The 18996-nt window shown below is 74.3% G+C and carries 16 protein-coding genes; 9 read left to right on the forward strand and 7 right to left on the reverse strand.

The window, feature by feature from the left end:
* The first annotated feature begins 47 nt into the window (after positions 1-47).
* The 4 genes from ACGFZL_RS24300 (at position 48) to ACGFZL_RS24315 (ending at position 4493) form a co-directional block, all read left to right on the forward strand.
* Positions 48-1247, forward strand: coding sequence for a cytochrome P450 (locus ACGFZL_RS24300; protein WP_393694661.1), 1200 nt, complete (start codon positions 48-50; stop codon positions 1245-1247).
* 12 nt (positions 1248-1259) lie between these two features.
* Positions 1260-1454 (forward strand): ferredoxin, encoded by a 195-nt coding sequence (locus ACGFZL_RS24305; protein ID WP_355171725.1) that lies wholly within the window; start codon positions 1260-1262, stop codon positions 1452-1454.
* A gap of 86 nt (positions 1455-1540) precedes the next feature.
* Positions 1541-2167 (forward strand): O-methyltransferase, encoded by a 627-nt coding sequence (locus ACGFZL_RS24310; RefSeq protein ID WP_393694663.1) that lies wholly within the window; start codon positions 1541-1543, stop codon positions 2165-2167.
* Between the two features lie 7 nt (positions 2168-2174).
* The gene (locus tag ACGFZL_RS24315; protein ID WP_393694665.1) at positions 2175-4493 is read left to right on the forward strand and encodes an ATP-binding protein; all 2319 of its coding nucleotides are present in this window, start codon (positions 2175-2177) and stop codon (positions 4491-4493) included.
* Here ACGFZL_RS24315 and ACGFZL_RS24320 read toward each other — a convergent pair.
* The 3 genes from ACGFZL_RS24320 to ACGFZL_RS24330 are packed head-to-tail and all read right to left on the reverse strand — an operon-like array spanning position 4448 to position 7971.
* Entirely contained in the window at positions 4448-4918 is a 471-nt protein-coding gene (locus tag ACGFZL_RS24320; protein ID WP_393694667.1) for a response regulator, read from the reverse strand. The two genes, ACGFZL_RS24315 and ACGFZL_RS24320, sit on opposite strands and share 46 nt — an antisense overlap.
* A complete protein-coding gene (locus tag ACGFZL_RS24325) occupies positions 4918-6705 on the reverse strand; it encodes a PP2C family protein-serine/threonine phosphatase (protein WP_393694669.1) in 1788 nt (595 codons plus the stop codon). Before ACGFZL_RS24325 ends, ACGFZL_RS24320 begins: the two co-directional genes overlap by 1 nt.
* A gap of 36 nt (positions 6706-6741) precedes the next feature.
* Positions 6742-7971, reverse strand: a complete 1230-nt coding sequence (locus tag ACGFZL_RS24330; protein WP_393694671.1) for an alpha/beta hydrolase family protein — start codon at positions 7969-7971, stop codon at positions 6742-6744.
* Positions 7972-8375: 404 nt separating this feature from the next.
* On the opposite strand from ACGFZL_RS24330, the gene ACGFZL_RS24335 reads away from it, so the two are divergent.
* A complete protein-coding gene (locus tag ACGFZL_RS24335; RefSeq protein ID WP_393694673.1) occupies positions 8376-9059 on the forward strand; it encodes a haloacid dehalogenase type II in 684 nt (227 codons plus the stop codon).
* 16 nt (positions 9060-9075) lie between these two features.
* Here ACGFZL_RS24335 and ACGFZL_RS24340 read toward each other — a convergent pair whose 3' ends face one another.
* Positions 9076-10527 (reverse strand): sugar porter family MFS transporter, encoded by a 1452-nt coding sequence (locus ACGFZL_RS24340; RefSeq protein ID WP_393694675.1) that lies wholly within the window; start codon positions 10525-10527, stop codon positions 9076-9078.
* Between the two features lie 304 nt (positions 10528-10831).
* On the opposite strand from ACGFZL_RS24340, the gene ACGFZL_RS24345 reads away from it, so the two are divergent.
* A complete protein-coding gene (locus ACGFZL_RS24345; RefSeq protein WP_393694677.1) occupies positions 10832-11701 on the forward strand; it encodes a hypothetical protein in 870 nt (289 codons plus the stop codon).
* Between the two features lie 331 nt (positions 11702-12032).
* Here the strand turns inward: ACGFZL_RS24345 and ACGFZL_RS24350 are convergent, their stop codons facing one another.
* Entirely contained in the window at positions 12033-12434 is a 402-nt protein-coding gene (locus ACGFZL_RS24350; protein ID WP_393694679.1) for a hypothetical protein, read from the reverse strand.
* A gap of 410 nt (positions 12435-12844) precedes the next feature.
* Here ACGFZL_RS24350 and ACGFZL_RS24355 point away from each other — a divergent pair, with 410 nt between their 5' ends.
* Positions 12845-13006, forward strand: a complete 162-nt coding sequence (locus ACGFZL_RS24355; RefSeq protein ID WP_355171705.1) for a hypothetical protein — start codon at positions 12845-12847, stop codon at positions 13004-13006.
* Positions 13007-13025: 19 nt separating this feature from the next.
* Here ACGFZL_RS24355 and ACGFZL_RS24360 read toward each other — a convergent pair whose 3' ends face one another.
* Complete coding sequence (locus tag ACGFZL_RS24360) at positions 13026-14300, reverse strand: ROK family protein (RefSeq protein WP_393694681.1); 1275 nt, start codon at positions 14298-14300, stop codon at positions 13026-13028.
* Between the two features lie 133 nt (positions 14301-14433).
* Between ACGFZL_RS24360 and ACGFZL_RS24365 the strand changes: the two genes are divergently transcribed.
* Entirely contained in the window at positions 14434-16272 is a 1839-nt protein-coding gene (locus ACGFZL_RS24365; RefSeq protein ID WP_393694683.1) for an RICIN domain-containing protein, read from the forward strand.
* Positions 16273-16360: 88 nt separating this feature from the next.
* Positions 16361-18394 (forward strand): hypothetical protein, encoded by a 2034-nt coding sequence (locus ACGFZL_RS24370; RefSeq protein WP_393694685.1) that lies wholly within the window; start codon positions 16361-16363, stop codon positions 18392-18394.
* On the opposite strand, the gene ACGFZL_RS24375 is transcribed toward ACGFZL_RS24370, so the two are convergent.
* Entirely contained in the window at positions 18342-18965 is a 624-nt protein-coding gene (locus ACGFZL_RS24375; RefSeq protein WP_393694687.1) for a hypothetical protein, read from the reverse strand. The two genes, ACGFZL_RS24370 and ACGFZL_RS24375, sit on opposite strands and share 53 nt — an antisense overlap.
* Between the last annotated feature and the right edge of the window lie 31 nt (positions 18966-18996).

Here is an 18996-nt window from a genome sequence, read left to right on the forward strand (position 1 = left end):
CATCTACTAAAGGGGTACGGCGCATCCCATCGTCTGCGAGGTCTTCCATGACGGAAACGGAACCCGTCGTCTTCCCCCAGGACCGGACCTGCCCCTACCACCCGCCGCAGGGCTACGAACCGCTGCGCGAGGACCGGCCGCTGACCCGCGTCACCCTCTACGACGGCCGCCGGGCCTGGCTGATCACCGGCCACGCCCTCGCCCGCCGGCTCCTGGTCGACCAGCGGCTGTCGACCGACCGGAACCACCCGGCATTCCCGGCCACCACGCCCCGGCTGGCCGCCGCGCGCAACCGGAGGCTCGCGCTGCTCGGCGTCGACGACCCCCTGCACCGCGACCAGCGCCGCCTGATGGTGCCCCGCTTCACCCTGCGCAGAGCCGCCGAGCTGCGCCCGAGCATCCAGCGCATCGTGGACGAACACATCGACGCGATGATCGCGCAGGGGCCGCCCGCCGAGCTGGTGAGCGCCTTCGCCCTCCCCGTGCCCTCCACCGTGATCTGCGCCCTGCTCGGCGTGCCCTACGCCGACCACGAGTTCTTCGAGGGCCAGTCCCGCAGGCTGCTGCGCGGACCAGGCGTGGAGGACGTCCGGGACGCCCGCGACCGCCTCGACGGCTACTTCGGCGACCTGATCGACGCCAAGGCGGCGGCCCCGCGGCCGGGTGACGGCGTGCTCGACGAACTGGTCCACGGCCGGCTGCGCGACGGCTCGATGACCCGCGACGACGTCATCGCCTTCGCGACCATCCTGCTGGTCGCCGGGCACGAGACCACCGCCAACATGATCTCCCTGGGCACCTTCACGCTCCTGAGCCATCCCGAGCGGCTGGCCGAGCTGTGCGCCGACCCGGCCCTGCTCCCCGGGGCGGTGGAGGAACTGCTGCGCATGCTGTCGATCGCCGACGGCCTGCTGCGCCACGCCACGGAGGAGATCGACACCGACGGCGCGACCATCCGCGCCGGCGACGCGGTGATCTTCTCCACCTCGGTCATCAACCGCGACGCGGACGTCTACCCCGACCCCGACGACCTGGACTGGCACCGCCCGGCCCGGCACCACGTCGCCTTCGGCTTCGGCATCCACCAGTGCCTGGGGCAGAACCTCGCCCGCGCCGAGCTGGAGATCGCCCTGCACACCCTGTTCGCCCGCCTCCCCGGACTGCGCCTCGCGGTGCCGGCCGAGGACGTCCCGTTCAAGCCGGGCGACACCGTCCAGGGCATGCTCGAGCTGCCCGTGACCTGGTAGGAGCCCGCGGCCATGCACATCGACATCGACACCGGCACCTGCATCGGCGCGGGCCAGTGCGCCCTGGTCGCCCCCGGCGTCTTCACCCAGGACGACGACGGCTTCAGCGCACTGCTCCCGGACCGCCCCGACGGCACCGGAACCCCGCTGGTCAGGGAGGCCGCCCGAGCCTGCCCCGTCCACGCGATCACCGTCACCGACACCTGACCCGCCACCGGCCCGCCCCGGAAGCCCGCGTTCACCGCACCGGCCTCCGGGGCACGGGCACGTCCGCTCCCGGGTAGGACGCCTCCATGGACCCAGAGCTGACCGCCCTGCTGGGCGAAGTGCACCGCCACGGCCGGGCGCACGACGCCGCCGAGCCCAACCGCCTCGACCGGCTCCGCAACCTGGAGCCCGACTCCGCCGCCCTCCTGGCCCTCGTCGTGCGGGCCGGCCGCGCCCGCCGGGCGCTGGAACTGGGCACCTCGAACGGCTACTCCACCCTCTGGCTCGCGGACGCCCTCCGCGACACCGGCGGCCACCTCGTCAGCGTCGACACCGACCCCGGACGCAGCGCGCAGGCGGCGCGCAACCTCGACCGCGCCGCGCTCCACGCCGACGTCGAGCTGCGCGTGCAGGACGCCGCGGAGACCCTGCGGCAGTCCCCGGACGCGCACTGGGACTTCATCCTCCTCGACGCCGAACGCCCGGCCTACCCCGGCTACTGGCCCGACCTGGTCCGCGCCCTCGCCCCGTCCGGCCTCCTCGCCGTCGACAACGTCCTCTCCCACGCCGACCAGGTGGCCGGCTTCCGCGCCCTGGTCGAGGCGGACCCCCGCGTCGTGCAGACCGTCGTCACGGTCGGCGCCGGCCTCCTGCTCGTCCTGCGCGGCGCGCCCACGGGGGCCGGCTCCGGCGGGCGGGCCGGTGGGGCATGATCGGTCCATGACGGACGAGTGGTTGTCGGAACGGGCCAGGGCGGCCGAGGCCTCGGTGGGCACGGGCTTCGACCTCTCGCAGTGCGTGCGGGAGCGGATCCACCAGCTGGGCGGCGTCCAGTCGCACGGCACCCTGCTGGCGGTGGACCCGGCGAGCGCCCTCGTGGACACCGCCGCCGAGAACACCGCGGCCCTCCTCGGCACGCCGGCCGACGAGCTCGTCGGCCGGCCCGTCACGGCCGTACTGGCGGACGCCGACTGGGCCGAGGCCCTGGCGGCGTCCGCCGAGGCCGACTTCGTCGCCGCCACGCTCCCCGTCACGGCGGGTGCCCCCGGGCACCGGACGGGTTTCGACCTGTCGGCGCACCGCCGCGAGGGCCTGGTGGTGCTGGAGTTCGAGCCGCGCGACGAGGGCGACGCCTTCCGCTTCGCCGGCTTCTACCAGGAGGTCCGCCGCGCCCTGCGCCGGCTGCGCTCCGCCGGCACGGTGGACGACTGCTGCCGCGCCGCGGTCGGCGAGGTGCGCCGGCTCACCGGGTACGACCGGGTCGTCGCCTACCGGTTCGACGGCGCCGACGGCCCCGGCGAAGTGGTCGCCGAGGACGTCAGGGAGGGCTGGGAGCCCTGGCTCGGCCTGTGGTTCCCGGCCACCGACATCCCGCCGCAGGCCCGGCGGCTGTACGAGGAGAACTGGATCCGCGTCATCCGGGACGTCGACGACCCCACCGTCCGCCTCCGCCCCGAGCGCCGCCCGGCCACCGGCACCCCGCTCGACCTGTCCGGTGCCGCGCTGCGCACGGTCTCCGGCTACCACCTGGAGTACCTGCGCAACATCGGGGTCCGCTCCTCGATGTCGGTGTCCCTGCTGCGCGAGGGCCGCCTGTGGGGCCTCATCGCCTGTCACGGCGCCGAGCCGCGCACCCTCGCCCCCGAGGTGCGCTCGGCGTGCGAGCTGTTCGGCACCGCCTTCTCCATGCAGCTGGCCGCCATCGAGGAGCGGCACCGCGCGGACGCCCTGGAGCGCTCGGGCCGGGACGTGGCCGCGGTCGCCGGACTGCTCGAGGAGGACGTCGACGCCTCGCTGCTGCGGCACGAGAGCGCGGTCCGCGACCTGGTGGGCGCCGACGGCGTCCTGCTGGTGCGCGGGGGCCGGGTGTCCTCGGCCGGCCTGCCCGTCCCCGAGGAGGTCGTGCGGGCCCTCGGCCCGTACGCGGCCCGCGCCGCGTCCGGCGGCGTCTGGTCCACCGACCGGCTGCCCGAACTCCTCGCCGCGGACGGCACCGGGCCGGCGCCCGAAGCCTGCCCAGCGGGTGTGCTGCTGCTGCCCGTCGGCCGCAGTGGCGACTACCTGGCCTGGGTGCGGCAGGAGCGCCCGACCCCGCGTGACTGGGCCGCCGACCCCGCCCGTCCCGTCCTGGTCGGGCCGCAGGGCGAGCGCCTGACCCCGCGCGGCTCGAGCGCGGTCTTCCGCTCGATGATCCGGGGCCGCAGCCTGCCCTGGACCGCTCGCGACCAGGCCGCGGCGACGGAGATGGGCCGGCTGCTCACCGAGCTGGTCCTGCGCCACGCCGACGAACTGGACCAGCTCAATGACGAACTGCGGATGACCAACCTGGACCTCGACTCCTTCGCGCACGTCGCCGCCCACGACCTCAAGGAGCCGCTGCGCGGCATCGCCAACGCCGCCACCTTCACCCTGGAGGACGCCGCGGAGAGCCTGGACGCCACCAGCGTGCGCCGCCTGGAGACCATGCGGCGGCTCGCCGCCCGCATGGACGACCTGCTCAACTCGCTGCTCCACTACGCCCGGATGGGCCGCACCGGCCTGCGCAGGGAGGACGTCGCCCTCGACGACGTCCTGGACGCCGCCCTCGAGGTGGCCGGACCCCGCCTCGCCGAGGAGCGGGTGCGGGTGGTGCGGCCCCAGGCGCTGCCCCGTGTCGGAGCCGACCCCGACCGGCTCTTCGAGATCCTGCTGAACCTGCTGGTCAACGCCGCGAAGTACGCCGCCGACCGGCCCGACCGCACGGTGGAGGTGGCCATGGAGGACGCCGTGGCCCCCGGCACCGGACGGGCCGGGCCCGCCGTGGTCGTCCGCGACAACGGCATCGGCATCCCCGACGAGCGGCAGGAGGAGGTGTTCGAGCTCTTCCGGCGGCTGCACGGACCCCGGGAACGCGGTGGCGGCACCGGCGTGGGCCTGGCCGTGGTCAAGCGCATCGTCGAACGCCACGGCGGGCGGCTCTGGCTGACCAGCACCCCCGGCGAGGGCACGGCCTTCTACTTCACCCTCGGCGAGGAGCCGCCCGGTGAGGTCGGCGGCTGACCCTTGGCCTCCAGCCAGTAGTCGAGGGCACCCTTGAGGACGGTGCGGAACAGGTGGAAGTTGAGCGGCTTGTAGATGTAGCTGTCCGCCCCGGCCGCGTAGCACGCGTCGACCTCCGGCGGCGCCGTCGAGGAGGTGAACACCACCACGGTGATCTCCGCCAGCTCCGGCCGCGCGCGGATCGCCCGCAGCACCGCGTGACCGCCCACGCCGGGCATGTTCAGGTCGAGCAGCACGATGCCGGGCACCTCGTCCTCGCCCAGCAGGCGGTCCACCAGGCCGTCGCCCCGGTCGAGGAACTCCAGACGGAGCTGGGGATGGCTGCGCCCGAGGGCGCGTTCGATCGCCTCGGCGTCCTCCTGCGAGTCCTCCACCACCAGGACCCGGCCGTTGTCCAGCCGCTTGCCCGGTACCTGCGCCTGCATCACGTTCGTCCCTCCAGCCGGGCGATCAGTACGGCGGTGTCGTCGTCCCCCATCTCGCGGAAGTCCGAGGCCGCCGCGACGAGCCGCTCCGCCGACAGCTCACCGGCCGCCCCGAACCGTCGTACGGCCTCCGGCAGACGGTCCTCGAAACAGGTGCCGTCCGCCGCCCTGGCCTCCGTGAGGCCGTCCGTGAACAGCACCAGGGCGTCCCCGTCCGCCAGCGGGACGCGGTGCGCCGCGTACTCGGCGCCGGGCACGACGCCCAGCAGCAGCCCGCGGGCCGGCAGCTCCGCCACCGCACCGTCGGCGCGCCGCACCAGCGGCCACGGATGCCCCCCGCCGGCCAGCTCGGCGTCCCAGCCACCCCCGGCGGCCGGGGTGAGGGTGACCACCAGCGCGGTGACGAAACGGGAGGCGCCCTCCTCGATCAGCGCCCGGTTCAGTCGCGCCAGGGTCGGTCCCGGTGCCGCGCCGTCCGCCAGCAGGGTGCGCAGCGTGTGCCGGGCCAGCGCGGTGTACGCCGCCGCCTCGGCCCCGCGTCCACAGACGTCGCCGATGAACAGCGATATTCGCTCGTCGGTGATCACCGCGTCGTAGAAGTCGCCGCCGACGTCGAGACTGGGATCGCCCACCTGGTACGCGGCGCTCAGCACCACCCCGGGCACCTCGGGCAGGACCCGGGGGAGCAGCTGGCGTTGCAGGGTCTCCACGTGCTGCCGCCGCTGGGCGTAGAGGGTGGCCGTGTCGATGGCGAGCGCCGCCCGGCCGGCCAGGTCGGCGAGGGTCGGCAGGTCCGCCAGGCTGGTGTCGTCCCGGTGGTAGAGGAAGGTCAGCGTCCCCAGCACCCGGCCCCGGGCCCGCAGCGGACTGACGCTCAGCGCCCGGATCGTCTTGCCGTCGCCCACGGCGTCCGGCCCGAAGGGTCCACCGGTCAGGCCCCCGCCCGCCAGCACCTGCCCCCGCGGCTGCCCGGCGATCCGGTGCAGCTGCGCGGCGAGCCAGGCGTCGTGCAGGGCGACCTCGCCGAGCCAGGTCTGCGCGTCGGCCGCCACATGGGCGGTGGCGACCGGCTCCAGCTCCCCGTCCGGCCGGAAGAGATGCACCGCGCAGCCCTCGGCCACCGCGGGCACCGCCAGCCGCGCCACCCGGCGCAGCGTCTCCTCCACCTCCAGGCTCTCGTCCATCTGGAGCGAGGCCTCGGCCAGGAAGGCGTCACGCGCCTGGCGCCGCTCGTGGACCTCCTCCTCCAGGATGCGCCGACTGCTCGCCATGAGGACGTCGGCCACCTGCACCAGCTGCTCGGCGAGCACCCGCCGCTCCTCCTCGGACGGCTCGTGGTCCAGGCCCACCCACAGGCCCGCGGCGTCGTCGGCCCCGAGCGGGAAGAGGCACTCCACCACGGCGACCGCGCCGGTCTCCCGGAGCGAGGGCGCCACCAGCGGCGGCACGGCGGCCGGACCGTCCAGGGCGCACCGGCGGACGACCGGGCGGTCCCCGGCCGGGAGAACCGGCGGCGGCGCCGACCCGCCGGGCCAGTCGGCCGCGGCCGGATACCAGGTGACCTGCTCGGGCGCGTCGGGCGTCCACCGGCGGAGATAGCGCGTGTCCCGTCCCTCCCACCGCGCTCCGACGACCGCGACGGCTCCGGCCACCTCGGAGAAACCGGCGTAGACGAGCGTGGCGAGCGCGGTGACGTCCTGCGCCCGCACGGCCGCGAGCCACAGCTCGTGCAGACGCCGCCACCATCCCGACGGCACCTCGGGCGCCTCACGGGTCCGGTCTCTCACGCGGTCCTCTTCATCAGTGCAGCTTACTCAAACGGCCTAGTCGACCTTGAGCGTCTCGGTCAGCCAGTCGAACACCACTTCGTTGTAGTACTGGGGCGCCATGGGGGAGCAGTGCAGCTGCGCGCCCTGCGTCCGGTCCATGTCGACCAGGTCCTTGGGCCCGCCGACCAGGTCGTACAGCTTCTGCGCCTGGCCCGGGAAGAACTGGTCGTCCTGGAAGTTCACCACCAGGGCCGGCATCGTGATCCGGCCCGCGACCTTGCTGATGTCGAGGCCGACGAGCACGCGCGCGGGCGTGTAGAAGTCGGTGAACATCTTGCCCCTGCGGGCCGCGGTCATCACGGCCGCGTCGTAGGGCTCGAACCGCTTGCTGAGGGTGAAGCGGTCCTCCTTGGGCAGCTCGGGGACGACCTCCTTGTTCCAGATCTCGTTCGTCTCCTCCTTGGAGGGCGTGAGGATCTTGCGGATCTCGCCGGGGAAGGCGGACCAGGGAGCCACGCACCCGGGGGAGGCGACGACCGCGGCCAGCCGCGGCTCGAACGCGGCGGCGCGCGGGGCCAGGTCGCCGCCCAGGCTCAGCCCGGAGAGGGCGATGCGCTTCGGGTCGACGTCCTTGCGCCGCACCAGCCAGTCCACGAGCGGCGTCACGACCGTCTCCCAGCGGGTGGTCATGGGCACCTCGTCCACGAACAGCAGCTGCCCCTGCCCGGGTCCGTCGTAGACGAGGGCGTTCCAGCCCCGGTCCAGGGCCGCCGAGACGCCGTACGTCCACATGTCGACATTCTGGCCGTCGCTGCCGTTGGTCAGGATGATGGTCGGCCGTCGCGTCGCGGAGGTGTCGGGGCGGAAGAACCACAGCGGCATCCGCTTCCCGGCGTACGGCAGCGTGGCCGTCTCGGCGGGCGGGGAGCAGTGCGCGGCGAAGTCGTCCCAGCCGTCGCGGCCCTTCTGGTAGACGTCCCGCTCGTCGCCGGGGGAGTCGGAGCCCAGGACGAAGTAGAGCGCCTGCTCGTGGTAGGCGGCGGAGCGCAGCGACCGGAAGCGGCGCGTCTCCTTCTCGCCGTCGCCGCTCGCCTTCTTCGCCATGGAGGCCAGCCGGTCGCCCCAGTCGGTGAAGGTCTCGGTGAAGGTCTGGTTGCTCAGCCCCCGGTCGTTGATCGTGTTGACCGCGGTGAGCACCTCCCCGACGTCCGTCGACCGCTGTCCGGCGCCGCCGAGCGCGAAGAGCGCCTGGAAGTTGAAGGCCGGGTTGTCGAACAGCTGCATCGCCCCGGGCGCCCCGGGCGTCCCGCCCGGCCGGGAGGCCGACGGCGAGGTCGCCCGCGCGGCCGGAGCGCCCCGCTCCGTTGTGGCGCCGGCGGAGCATCCGGCCGTACCGGCCGTACCGGCCAGGGCCAGCGCCCCGAGCCCCGTCAGGGCCCGTCGACGCGAAAGGGGTGACGGCTCGGACGTACCGGATCCACGCACGGGAGACCCGCCTTTCGCGGTGGGGGAGGGGGAGCGCCATCACGGGCACCGCCCTCCCGCGACCCTAGGTCCGCCCCCGCGGCACCGGCATCCGGACTGCTGCGAACGGCTGACGCGGTGGCCGACCGCGCCCTCCCGGTGCCGCCCCGGGGGATGCGCTACGTTCGGCCCACCGCGCCGCCCGGCCGCCGAGGAGACCCGTCATGGCACCGCCGCAGATCGAAGCCCTCGTGTTCGACGTCCTCGGCACCCTCGTGGACGAACCCGCCGGGATCCGCCGGGGCATCCGCGCCCTCGTCCCCGCCGCCGACGAGCGGGAGACCGAACGGCTCGTCGCCCGGTGGCAGGAGCACGTCGGCCGCGAACAGCGCCGCGTCGTCGAGGGCCGTCGCCCCTACGTCGACGGCGACGTCCTCGACCGCGAGGCGGCCGGCGTCGTCGCCGAGGCCGCCGGGGTGGGCGACCCGGGGGCGGTGGCCGAACTCGCCCTGACGGGCCGCCGGCTGCCGCCCTGGCCGGACACCGTGGCCGGCCTCGCCCGGCTCGCCGAGCGCTTCCCGCTGATCGCGCTCTCCAACGCGAGCCGGACCGCGCTGCTGGAGCTCAACGCCCACGCCGGACTGCGCTGGCACCAGGCGCTCTCCGTCGAGGAGACGGGGACGTACAAACCGGACCCGGCGGTGTACGAACTGGCCGTCACCGTCTCCGGACGGGCGCCCGAGCGGCTGCTGATGGTCGCCGCCCACGCCTGGGACCTGCGCGGCGCGCAGCGCCTCGGCCTGCGCACCGCCTACCTCGCCCGCCCCGTCGGCGATCCGCCCGCGCCCGCCGACCGCTTCGACCTGTACGCCGAGGACCTGGCCGACCTGGCCGACCGACTCGGCTGAGACGCACCCGCCCGGCTCACGGGGCCTGGGTGCGCGTGCGGGCGTGCGTGTCGCCGGTCATCGACTCCAACGTGCGCTGGTTCGTCTCCGGGATCTTGGCGATCACGAAGAAGAAGGACAGCAGCGCGCACAGGGCGAAGAAGCCGTACAGCCAGGAGAGGCCGATGTGGCTGGTGGCCGGCTCGAAGGAGAAGGTCACCAGGAAGTTGAAGATCCAGTTGGCGGCGGTGCCGATGGCCAGCGCCATGGCGCGCATCCGGTTCGGGAACATCTCCGCCAGCATGATCCACAGGATGGGCCCCCAGGAGAGGGCGAAGAAGACCACGAAGAGGTTCGCGCCCAGCAGGGCGATCGTGCCGTACGGGCTGGGCAGCGTGACGTCGTCGCCGCTGCCCTGCTGCTGGGAGAAGGCGATCGCGGTCGCAAGGAGCGAGACGCACATGCCGATGGAGCCGATGGTGAGCAGCCGGCGGCGACCCACCCGGTCCACGAAGAGCATGGCCACGACGGTCATGACCACGTTGACGCCGGCCGTGATCACCGAGGTGGTGAAGGAGCTGGACTCGGAGAAGCCGACCGACTTCCACAGCGTGGTCGAGTAGTAGAAGATCGCGTTGATGCCGACCAGCTGCTGGAAGGCCGCCATCAGGATGCCCACCCACACCAGCGGGTGGAGCCCGAAGCGTGAACCCCGGATGTCGGCGAAGGAGCTCTTGTGCTCCTCGCGCATCGTCTCGCGGATCTCGCGCACCTTGGCCGCGCCGTCCGGCTCGCCCGACACGCGCTCCAGGACCCCGGCCGCCTTCTCGTCCTCCCCGCGCAGCACCAGATAGCGCGGCGACTCGGGGATGCTCAGCGCGAGGATGCCGTACACGGCCGCCGGGATCACCCCGACCAGGAACATCCACCGCCAGGCCTGCATGCCCAGCCACAGGTCCTGCGAGGCGCCGCCGGCCGCGCCCGCCAGCCCCTTGTTCGAGCTGAGCACGACGAGCTGCCCGATGGTGATCGCCAGCTGCTGCAACGAGCCCAGCGCCCCGCGACCGGAGGCGGGCGCCACCTCCGAGATGTACGCCGGGGCGATCACCGAGGCGATGCCGATGCCGAGCCCGCCGATCACGCGCCACACCATCAGGTCCGGCACGGAGAAGGCCAGCGCGGAGCCCACGCTGCTGATGATGAACATGGCGGAGCCCATCAGCATCACCGGCCGCCGACCGTAGCTGTCCGCAAGGCGGCCCGCGTACCAGGCGCCGACGGCGCAGCCGAGCAGCGCGATCGACACCACGAAGCCGGAGAGGAAGGAGCCGAGGGAGAAGTGGTCGGACAGCGCGTCGACGGCGCCGTTGATGACGGAGGAGTCGAACCCGAACAGGAACCCGCCCACCGCCGCGGCGATCGACACCCCCAGCGCTTTGCCCCGAGCTCCTTGCGCGCCGTCGGTCTGCGCCCCAGTGGTCGCCGCCATGGACTCCCGCCTTCCGTCACTGTGATCTCTGGTCTATACCGTCTGCTCCGCGAGGACGACTCTGATGCGTACGGATGAGTCCGCGACGGCGACGAAGGAGTGACGGGGTCCGCCCGCAGGGGTCCGCCCCCGGCCGGTCGGGGTCCTGACCCGGTCCGGGGGCGGTGAGGGCGACGGGGGATCGGCCCTCACCGGTACTTCCGCGTCGGGCCCGGCGACGGATGCGCCGGCCCGATGGCCGGATCCTCGTCCGGTACCCGTCCGCACCCTTGTGTGTGGGAGCGCTCCCGCGCATCATGCGGTCATGAGCTTCGGACAGAGCACGCGCCCGTGGCGGACCCTGGCGGCGGCAGTCCTCCTGGCCGGAACCGCGGCCTGGGCGGGGCCGGCGACCGGACAGGCCGTCGCACAGGAGTCACCCACCGCGCCCGGCATCCGGGTCGCGCGGGCCGGCACCGTGGTCCAGCAACCCGTGCCCCAGGCGGTGGTGAACCGCTACCGCCTCGACACCAGCTTCTACGCCAAGTACGTCGAAGGCCCCAAGGACGTCAACACCGGCCTGTCCATCGCCGTGCTCGGCTCGGCGAAGACCGGCGACGCCACCCTGCTGAAGGCCGCCCGCCAGCTCGACGCCCTCACCCGGACCTACCCGTCCTACCCGGTCAACGAGCTGGCCGGTCGCGGTGTCCGGGTCGTCCTGGTCGCCAGGTCCGAGCGGATGAGCTCGATCCCCGAGGTGCGGGCCGCCTTCGGGACGTCCCTCGACGACCGCTACTGGGCCGGCATGGGCGCCACCGACTTCCTGCCCGTGTCGGTGGGCACGGAGGCCAACCTGATGGACAACCAGGGCGGCGAGAACGTGTTCGCCCACGAGTTCGGGCACACCGTCGCCGACATGGCCCTGCGCCACATCGACCCCGCCTTCGGCCCCGACCTGGACACCGCCTACCAGCAGGCCCGCGCCGCCGGCCGCTGGAACAACACCTACGCGGGCAGCAACGTGTCCGAGTACTGGGCGGAGGGCCTGCAAGGCTACTTCGACGTCAACCGGGAAGGCCCGCGCGGCGGCGACGGTGTCCACAACGAGATCAACACCCGCCGCGAACTCCAGACCTACGACCCCCCGCTGTACCGCCTCCTCGACCGCGTCTACCACGGCATCGCCCTGCCCTGAATGGATCGGCGGCCTGGCCGGGCCGTTCCGGGGCAACGGTGTCACGGCCGTCTGCGGCATCGAGTCACGCGGGTTCCTGCTCGGCGCCGCGGTGGCCGTCGAAGTCGGCGTCGGCTTCGTCGCGGTACGCAAGGGGGAGAGTCTCCTCCCGGGGGAGGAGGCCACCCGGCGCCGACCGGTAGTCGCGCGTACGGCTCGACCGCCCGGCCGTCCGGGGTCACCCCGGGGCGACCCCGGACGCTTCACACACCGATGTGCTCCCCGCCCGCCTGCGACGCTCGGAGGGCGGGACCCGTCACCCGCGCCGCCGGAACCGCCCACGCGGCGCCGGTCAGCCGATCAGCGTGACGGCCGGGTCCAGCGTGGTACCGGTGGCGCTGTAGGTCGCGCTCTGTCCGTTGGCGCAGTACGACACGTACCGGTTGCCGAACTCCTGCGTACCGGCGACCGCCTGCACCAGCGGCCTGACCTGGGTGCCCTCGGCGTAGCCGGCCGTCGACAGGTCGATCGTGCGGGTCTGGTTGACCGGGTAGTCGTCCGTGGCCGCCGACAGCCTGCCGGTGCGGCTGCTCGCCTGCCACGACAGCACATAGGCGCCGTTGTTGACGACATTGACCTTCTGGACGCACGGCTCGGCCGCCGACGGGGCGGCCGAGGCCGCCGCCGAGGGCAGCACCGCCAGTGCCGCGGCACCCGCGATCGGCAGGGCCAGCCTGTGCAGTGTCCGCTTCATCGTCGCTCCTCGAAGTCGCGTGCCCGGCGGGCCTGTTCCCGCCCGGGCCGTGGCCTTCGCGTAACCGACGGTGCCTGAGGGAAACGACGCCACGGGCGAGCGGCGAGGGATTCGGCCAACGGGCCGAACGTGCCTGGACGGAGCCCGGCCGCCGGGGCTTCCGCGGCCCGGCCATGGCCGACATCTGTCGACATTGCGGGGGAGGGGAGAGGGGCGAATCGTCGGCCCGCATCCCGGCTGTGTCTCACAATCGACGGCGCGGGTGCTCGGGGGGCGGACGAGTTCGCGCCGCCGAGGAGCCGGCCCGGCAGGTTCACCCGATCGGGTGGATCGGCATGCGGAGCGGGGCGGGCACCCGTGGGGAGGCACCCCACGGGACCCGACATCCGCACCCGGAGGAGAGATCGTCGATGAGTCATCTGTGCGACCGCTGCGGCGAGCCGATCGAGGGCGAGGCGAAGCCGATCGCCCCCGACAGCGGCTCGGGAGCGGCCCCCACGGTGTACGTCCACCCGCATCCCTGCCGCTCCGCGGCTCCCCACCCCACCGCGCCCAGCGGCCTCGGCGCCTGACCCCGCCCCGCCGGGGGGTTCAGCGGACCGCCAGCCGGGGGTCGCAGTACACGGCGTCCAGGGCCAACTGCGCACCACCGCGGGCCGCCGCGCCGAACCCCAGCTCCGACAGGTCGACCTGGCAGCCGCCGCCGTCCGGCGCCATCACCCGGTCCCTGACCGCCGCCCGCACACCGTCCAGCATCAGGTCCCCGAGGTGGCTGAAGTACCCGCCCAGCGTCACCACCGCCGGGTTGAGCACATCGGCCAGCAGGGCGATCCCCACCCCCAGGCCCGCCGCGACCCCGTCCAGCGCCCGCCCGGTGCGCGGGTCCCCGGCCTCCGCCCGCCGGCGCAGTTCGGCGAGCCGGTCCTCCAGCGGCACGGCGTCGTCGCGCACCCGGTCCGTGCCGTCGGCGGCCTCCGACAGCAGGGCGTCGAGACCCACCACGGTCTCCCAGCAGCCGCGCCGCCCGCAGACACAGGCCCGCGCCCCGGAACCCAGCGGCATGTGCCCGACCTCGCCGGCGAACCCCGCGGCACCGCGCAGCAGCCGGCCGCCGCTGATGATGCCCGCGCCGATCCCGCGCTCCCCGGTGACGCACACCAGATCGTGGACGTCGTCGCCGCGTACGCGCAGGTACTCGGCGATCGCGCCGGCCTTGGCGTCGTTCTCCACCGCGATGTCGGGGGCGGCGGCCCCCAGCCGGTCGCGCAGCCCGCCGGCGACCGGGACGTCCCGCCAGCCGAGCGCCGGCGCGAACAGCACCGTGCCGCGCCCGGCGTCCACGACTCCGGGCGCGGCCACCGTCAGGCCCACGGCACGCGCTCCCGACGCGCCGAGCGCGCTCAGGCAGTCCCGCACCGCCGCCGCGGCGAGGTCCAGCACCGCCTCCGCACCGGCCCGGCCGGCCGCCAGCGCGGTGCGCCGCTCGAAGGCGACCGCACCGTCCAGGCCGAGTGCGACCACGCGCAGGTAGCTCGTGCTGATCTCGGCGCCGATGCCCACCACGTCCCGGCCGTCGAGGTGCACCAGCGCCCCGGGCCGGCCCACCGAGCCCTCCCGCCGCACCGGGCCCTCGCGGACCAGGCCCAGCGCGGTCAACTCGGCCACCAGCGCGGTGACCGTCGGCTTGGGCAACCCGGTGTCCGCGGCGATCCGCGCCCGCGACCGGGGACCGGCGTCCCGCAGCAGGCGCAGGAGCACCGCCAGATTGGCCCGCCGCACCGCCCCGCGCCCGTCGGCGACCGGTACGGCCGCTTCCGCCCCGCTCCTCACCCGTTCCTCACGCTCCCCGCGCTCGACCGTGCTCATCTTGGCAAACACCACCCGAGCCGCCTCCGGCCGCCGGCCCGATCACCGGTCGGGACCGGTCAAGGGGTTGACATGCCCACTCATTAGTTCGGATTGTAGTCGAACTAATCACCCCGCGGGAGAGGACCCCTCCGTGTCAGCCCGTTCCCGAACCCGGATCGCCGCCGCGCTCGGCGCGGCCGCCGCCCTGCTGTCGGTGGCCACCCCTGCCTCCCCGGCGGCCACCGACCGCGGCCACGCCGCCACCCACCACGAACCCGCCTACACGGTGACCGTCGGCCGCAAGGGCCCCTGGACGCACCCGGACGACTCGCCCGCCGCCGTCCTCACCGACAAGGACGGCTCCTTCCACTACCAGTCCGCGCACGCCCTGTACGGCGCCGACGACCCTCGCGAGTGGGTGTTCTACTCGGGCAAGGACTTCGACAAGGCCACCCGCGACGCCGGCCTCAGCGAGGCCGTCGACCCCGCGAACCCCCGCGACCGCAACGACGACACCACCTGGCGGTGCAACCACAGCCCCACCGGCCGCGAGGCCACCTTCCCGCCCGCGGACTCGCGCTACGCGCAGAAGAACTACTGCGACCTGATGGGCGTCTGGCCCGACCCCGACACCGGCGACTGGATCGGCCTGGTCCACAACGAGTTCACGCCCGACCCCTTCGGCGACGGACTCCACTACGACGCGATCGACTACGCCGTCTCCACCGACCAGGGGCACACCTGGTCCATCAAGGACCACGTCCTGACCTCGCCCTACAGCACCCGGCGCGGTGACACCGGGGCGTTCCCGCACGAGACCTACTACTACGGCGACGGCGACCCCCGCCTCTTCGTCGACACCGCCTCCGGCTACTTCTACGTCTACTACAACTCCCGCGTCATCCCGAAGGGCGGCGTCCCCGGCGGCTGGACCGACGGCAGCCGGGCCCACGTGGCCCGCGCCCCGATGTCCGCCAAGATGGCACCGGGCTCCTGGCGCAAGTGGTACGACGGCGCCTGGTCCCAGCCCGGACTCGGCGGCCTGGAGAGCAACATGGAACCCGTCGACGCCGGCCACCCGACCGGCTACACCCCCGTCGTCCACGACTACCGCCCGCAGAACGCCGGTTCGGTCGCGCAGCAGCAGGCCGCCGGGCAGCTGCCCGCCAAGTCCGACCTGCTGACCATGAACATCGCCTACGACGCCCACCTCGGCCTCTACATCGGCCAGCCCGAGGCCCTCACCCAGGACAGCGGCGAACCCCAGCGCCTCTACGCCACCGACGACCTGAGCACCCAGAAATGGCGGCTGATCGGCGACACCGGCGCCTACCACACCGGCTCCTGGTACCGCTGGGTCCTCGACCCGGTCAACCGCACCGGCTCCACCATCGTCGGCAAGACCTTCCGCAGCTACTGCTCCTTCCAGTGCTCCGGCGGCGTGGACGGCGAGTACTACGACACCACGATCTCGACCAGCAGCCCGGCCGCCGTCGTCACCACCGGCACGCCCACCGGCATCCGCAGCGGCGCCGGCCGCGTCCTCACCCAGGCCGCCGGCGGCACCGGCACCACCTCCCGGCCCGAGGGCCCCGCCGATCCCCGCGCCCGCTGGGTGTTCACGGCGAACGGCGACGGCTCCTACCGCATCGCCAACGCGGCCACCGGCGGCCTCCTCGGCGTGGACGCCACCCGCGACGCGGGCCGGGCCTGGGGCGCGAAGCCCACCGTGAGCGCGGCGCCCGCGGCCGGACCCACCGTGGGCCAGCAGTGGTTCGTCGTCCCCGGCCGGGACACCCGTGGCCGCGCCACCGGCACCGTACGGCTGGTCAACCGCTACAGCGGACTCGTCCTCGGCCTGTCCGCCCGCTCCGGCCGGCTCGCCGAGACCACCCCGGCCCGCGCCTGGACCGACACCGGCGGCGGCGTCGGCGGGGCCCGGACGGCGGCCGAGCAGACCCTCACCCTCACCACCGCCCGGTCCCACTGAACACCGGGGCCGGACACCGCCGGGCGCGGCGGCGTCCGGCCCCGCTACCCGTCACCACCACGCCCTCCGGCACCCGCGAAGGACGCCCATGCCCGCCCGGTACCACCTGCGGTTCCAGCTCCGTCCCGGAGCCGACACCGTCCGCCGCAGCACCGAACTCGCCCAGTACTGCCACGAGACCGGTGTCGGCGAGGTCGTCCTGATGCTCGCCGCCGAGGAGTTCTTCCCCGGCCACCCGGCGGGCACCGACGAAGACCGTCTGTACGACCGGGCGGCGACGGCGGCCGGCGTCCTGCGGGACGCCGGGCTCGGCGTCTCCCTCAACCCCTGGGTGACCACCGGTCACGCCGACCGGGGCCGCCGCGACCGGCTCGGCCTCGCGCCCATGACCGGCCCCGACGGCACCACCGCCACCGCCCAGGCGTCCTTCGCGTGCCCCACCTGGCGCGCCTGGCTGACCGGCCACTACGGCCGCTTCGCCCGCCTGGCGCCGCGGGTGCTGTGGCTGGAGGACGACTTCCGCTACCACAACCACGCCCCCGTGACCTGGGGCGGCGGCTTCGAACCCGTCATGCTCGACCGGCTCGCGCCGCTGGTGGGCCGGCCGGTCAGCCGTGCGGAGGTCGTCGCCGCCGTCACCCGCCCCGGCCCGCCGCACCCGTGGCGCGCACTGCTCCAACAGGTCTGGCACACCGCCCAGACGGAGGTCGCGGCCCTCGTCGCCGAGGCCGTCGACCGCGAGTCGGACGGCCGCACCCGGCTCGGCCTGATGAGTTCCCTCCCCGCCGCGCACGACGTCGAGGGACGCGACTGGGACGACCTCTTCGCCGCCCTCACCCTCGGTGGCACGGCCCACCACCGCCCGCACTTCACGGGCTACTCCGACACACCCGGCCGCGAACTGAGCGGCGCCGTCTGGCAACTGGAGCACCAGCGCACCCTGCGCCCGCCCCACGTGCGCTGCGAGCCCGAGCTCGAGAACTGGCCGCACACCGCCTGGTCCAAGTCCGACACGCAGACCTGGTCGGAACTGGTCGCCGCCCAACTGACCGACGCCGACGCCCTGCTGCTCAACCTGCACCCCACCCACTGCGGCCGGGTCCGCGACCACGACCGCGTCGCCGGCCTGCTGCGCCGGGCCCGCCCCGCCCTCGACCACGTCGCCGACCGCGCCCACCGCGGCTCCACCACCGCGGGCCTCGGCCTGGTCGCCCCCGCCGGCGCGGCCGCCCGGGTGCACACCGCCCGGCCCGGCGTCCTCGACGACCTGACCGTGGACCCGGCCCCCGCCGCCGACTTCCTCCTGCGCAACGGCGTCCCCGTCACCGCCGGCCGGGCCCCGGTCCGCGCCCTCTTCGGCACCGCCGCGTGGGCCCCCGGCGACACCGAGGTGCGCGCCCTGCTCGCCGGCGGCCTGCTGCTCGACGGCACCGCGGCGCACATCCTCGCCCGGCGCGGACACGCCGACCTGCTCGGCGTCGCCGTGGACGGCCTCGCCACCCGCGAGCAGGAGACCTCCCCGGGGCCCTACGCGTACGAGTGCGCGGGCGACACCGTCCTCAGCGTCAACGTCCAGCCCGCCCTGGCCCGGCTGCACGCCCTCGGCGCCACCCGCGTCCTGAGCACGATCCGCACGCCCGACGGCGGCCTCTGGGGCGTCGGCCGCTGCCTGCACACCAACGTTCTCGGCGGACGCGTCGGCATCCTGGCCGCCACCTCTCCCCATCTGCTGCCGTACGACGACGCAGGACAGCGGCTGCTGCACACCATGATCCGCCACCTGGAGGGGCCCCGCCCCCGCCTTCCGCTGCTCACCGGCGGCCCCCACCTGATCCCGCACCACACCCGCACGGCCGACGGCCGGCACCGCCTGGCCGTCGCCAACGGCAGTGCCGACCCCGCCCGCGTCCGCGTCCACCTGCCCGGCACGGTCACCGCCCCGGCCGCCCACCTGCTCGCCCCGCTCGCCGAGCCCGTACAGGTGCCCGCGCACCTGCGCGACGGCGTCCTGGAGGCCGCCGCGCAGGTGCCGCACCGGGGCTGGCTGGTGCTCGAATGGTCCGGGCGGGTCACCCCGCCCGCGAGCCCCGCCCCCGGACGTACGCCGGGTACCACTTGGTGAACTTGATCGCGAGGACCAGCAGGATGATCGGGATCACCCAGTTCAGCCAGTCACCGGCGCCCGTCGTGTGCACGGCGATCAGACCCAGGACGGCGGTGATCAGGAAGACCGCCGCCCACACCGCGGTCAGCACCCAGTTGGTGCGGTGGAAGCCGGGACTGCTCCACAGCTCCCGGGGCACCGACTCCCGGGCGTACTGCTCGGTGAAGGGCACGGTCAGCAGCGAGGCGAGGGCCACCACCGCGAGGACGCCGTTGGACAGCACCTGCGCGTAGGTCTCCAGCCAGATCAGGTCGTGGCGGTCCAGTACGAAGCCCAGGATCCAGATCACGCCGAAGAAGACGATGGCGGCCACGTTGAGGATCTTCGCCGTGCCGTGCCGCAGGTCGGGCAGGCTGAGCACCACCGAGGCGACGAGCGCGGTGAAGGCGGCGAGTTTCCAGGTGCTCGGCCCGGCGACCACGTCGAAGATGATCCAGGGGGCGAAGCTGATGAGCACACCGCCGCCGTGCAGGGCCGGCGGGCGGTGCGAGGTCTGGGTGCTGCCGGTCGGTTCGCGGGTGTGGGTCATGAGTGCCTCCGACGGCGGGCCGGGAACGGGG

This window comes from Streptomyces sp. NPDC048182 (assembly GCF_043202555.1).
Lineage (GTDB): Bacteria > Actinomycetota > Actinomycetes > Streptomycetales > Streptomycetaceae > Streptomyces.